Annotated in this window: 2 protein-coding genes and 1 pseudogene; all 3 read right to left on the reverse strand. The window is 71.9% G+C overall.

The genetic code is table 11. The features are described 5' to 3' along the window. A partial coding sequence (locus tag AC08ON_RS01325) for a molybdopterin-binding protein (protein WP_476616317.1) occupies positions 1-506 on the reverse strand: 506 nt, incomplete at its 3' end. Beyond that, positions 496-1,272 (reverse strand): CDP-alcohol phosphatidyltransferase family protein, encoded by a 777-nt coding sequence (locus AC08ON_RS01330; RefSeq protein WP_476616318.1) that lies wholly within the window; start codon positions 1,270-1,272, stop codon positions 496-498. The genes AC08ON_RS01325 and AC08ON_RS01330, both read right to left, overlap by 11 nt. Continuing rightward, positions 1,262-1,455 (reverse strand): annotated as a pseudogene (locus AC08ON_RS01335) (30S ribosomal protein S12 methylthiotransferase RimO); the annotation flags it as partial. The pseudogene AC08ON_RS01335 and the gene AC08ON_RS01330, both read right to left, overlap by 11 nt.

Below are 1,455 nucleotides of genomic sequence, written 5' to 3' on the forward strand. Positions count from 1 at the left end.
ACGCTGGCGGTGAACATGCCGTTCATCTCGAACGGCACACCGGGCATCGCGTAGACGACGCCAGTCCCGATCTCCATCCGTATCCCCGGGGCTGTTCCGGTGCCGTTCGGCAGCGGTTGTGCCCCCTCGGGCAGGTCCGCCTGTCGGTAGTTCATCTGGGGCACGCGCCGGCCACCGTCACCGCGGCCCATGTCCCGGAACCGTCGCCGCAGCATCGACTCCAGGAAGTCGTCCCGGCGCAGGCCGACGCCGGCCGCGGCGGCGATGCCCTCGCGGGTCAGGTCGTCCTGGGTGGGACCGAGCCCTCCGGTCATGATGACGACGTCAGCCCGGTCCAGTGCCACCCGGATCGCCGTGGCGATCATGTCGATGTCGTCACCGACGACCGTCGACGTCGTGACGGTCACTCCGACATCGGCCAGCTGCCGACCCAACCAGGCCGCGTTGCCGTTGACGATGTCGCCGTAGAGAAGTTCGTCCCCCACCGCCAGCAGCTCAGCGCGCATCGGTCCGCCCCTCCGTCTTCCTGATGGTCGGCCCCGCCATCCGGTGGCGCGCCGAGGGGCCGGTGCCGGGCGAGAGGCCGGTGGATGGTGCGCCCCTCGGCGGGGTGACATCGCCGGGATCCCGCGAGGCCCGCCGCCGCAGCGTGAGAGCTCGACAGACGTAATCGATCCCGGTGACCATGGCGACCACCACGCCGGCCGCGAGAATCACGGCCCGGCTCGTGGCGGCAACGCCCGCCAGCGGAAGCACGTAGAGACCGATCGCGACGTTCAGCAGCAGGGTCTTGGCCTTGCCCCCACGGCTCGCCGCGATCACCCCGAAGCGGATCACCCACAAGCGCAGGAGGGTGACGCCGACCTCCCGCAGGAGGATCAGTGCGGTGACCGGCCAGGGCAGCTCGCCGAGCACGGACAGCGAGATCAACGCGGCACCGGTCAGTGCCTTGTCGGCGATCGGATCGACCAGGATGCCGAAGTCGGTGACGAGGTGCCAGCGGCGGGCGATGGAGCCGTCGATCTGGTCGGTCACCGCAGCCACCGCATAGGCGCCGAAGGCGGCGTACCGCCAGGTGTGCCCGTCGGGCCCGGCGAACAGGAAGGGCACGAAGACCGGCACCAACACCAGCCGCGCGATCGTCAGCAGGTTGGCGACGTTGACCACCGGGGCCGCGGGGACCACCGGGGCAGAAACGGGCTCCGCGGGGAGCTGCGACGGCCCTTCGCCGCGCTCCCCCTGGCGTCGGCGCCCGACGCTGTCACGTCCCATCCGCGACGCCCCGGCCCACGAGGGCCGCCGCCCGATCCGGCGTCGGCCGCGCGACCGCGGCCGTGAGACGGGCCCGATCGAGCACCGCGGTGAACTCCGCGATCAGATCGACACCCTCGGTGGCGACCACCCGGGCCTCGACGAGATCCCCCACCCCGAGGAGCTCCGGCCCGTCATCCGCCG

Source organism: Frankia sp. CoWAU3, assembly GCF_977971855.1.